At 35.9% G+C, this 1,364-nt stretch carries 1 protein-coding gene; it reads left to right on the top strand.

Going from position 1 to position 1,364, the window contains the following annotated elements; all coding sequences use genetic code 11:
* Window positions 1-463 precede the first annotated feature (463 nt).
* A partial coding sequence (locus FHL06_RS13135) for a replication initiation protein (protein ID WP_153387055.1) occupies window positions 464-1,364 on the top strand: 901 nt, incomplete at its 3' end.

The raw sequence follows: 1,364 nt of genomic DNA, 5'->3' as shown, positions 1-1,364 counted from the left end.
TAAAACTTTGCTTTCCTGCCTAACGGCGAGTGAAAAAGCGGTCAAGCTGGCTCAGCTTGGACGGGGTTCGGGGCGTCAGCGCCCGAATTAATGTGGCTTGCCACACCTTTTAGTCAACGAACAGAGTGAGGCGCAAGGAGCATAGCGACTGGAGTTTAATGTGAGCCGGTTTTTGGCTCACTCCTTTGTGTTTTTTGCTTCTAGTTTTTGATCTCGTACAGTGGTGCCTCTTATATACCTCTTTTATAAACCTCTTTTAAACCTCTTTTAGACCCCTCTTGAGCCTTACTCTCCCAAGGCTCACAGAAGTTTATAGATAGAGTTTTGTCTGTTTATAGATAGAGTTTTGTCTGTTTATAGATAGAGTTTTGTCTGTTTATAGATAGAGTTTTGTCTGTTTATAGATAGAGTTTTATAGTATTATATATTCATAAAACTATATTCATTAAAAGAGGTGCTTCATTTGAGTAATGAAATTGTTAAATATGATCCTGAATTAAATACAATCCCACTTCGAAAATTCACTCCTGTTGAAATGAATTTATTCTTCTCAATAGTTTCTAGAATGCGTGACAAGGGTGACGAAACTGTAAGGTTTTCATTTGATCAATTAAAAGAATTAAGTGCATATAAACCTACAGCAAATAACCGATTTATTGACGATATTGAAAGTACTTATCAAAAAATTTTAGGCTTACGCTTTGGAAGGCGTAGTAAAGATGGGCTGTATCGTGAATTTTTTGTTATGTTTACCGAATTTGAGATAAACGGCCATGCTGATGATCCTTATGTTGATATTAAAATTTACCCCAAAGCTATAAAATTATTAAATGAGCTGGAAAGTTGGGTTCGTTATGCTTTATCAGAATTCAGAGATTTAAAAAGTAGCTACGCAAAAACCATGTTTCGGTTACTAAAACAATTTAGAACTACTGGGTACGCTTACTTTTCAGTTGCAGACTTTAACGAGCTATTAGATGTCCCTAAAAGCTATAAAAGTAGCAATATAAATCAATCCGTTTTAAAACCCATCAAAGAGGAACTTACGCCTCTTTTTAGAGGCCTAACGGTTAGAAAAAAATATGGTAAAGGCCGCGGAAAACCAGTGATTGGGTATTCTTTTACTTGGAAGTCTGAAAAGAAAAATGCTAATGACTTCTCACAAGGTCAATTTCAAGATGAACGTCAAAAGCTTTTTAATATTCAGCATAATGGTGAATTAACAGAACAGGAAAAATGGCGTGCCATTGATAAAGTTAAGGGATTAACTTTAGGCTCTACTGAAAAGCAAGCATTGGCTGTCAAACAAGCCGAACATGATAAAAAAATAAGAGATCAAGCACGAAAAGAAGCACTTGCTGAAC

Origin of the sequence: Companilactobacillus halodurans, from assembly GCF_009600985.1 — a bacterium.
GTDB classification, from domain to species: domain Bacteria; phylum Bacillota; class Bacilli; order Lactobacillales; family Lactobacillaceae; genus Companilactobacillus; species Companilactobacillus halodurans.
The sequence above is the reverse complement of the archived record's forward strand: the minus strand, read 5'-3'. Positions and strand labels throughout refer to the sequence as shown.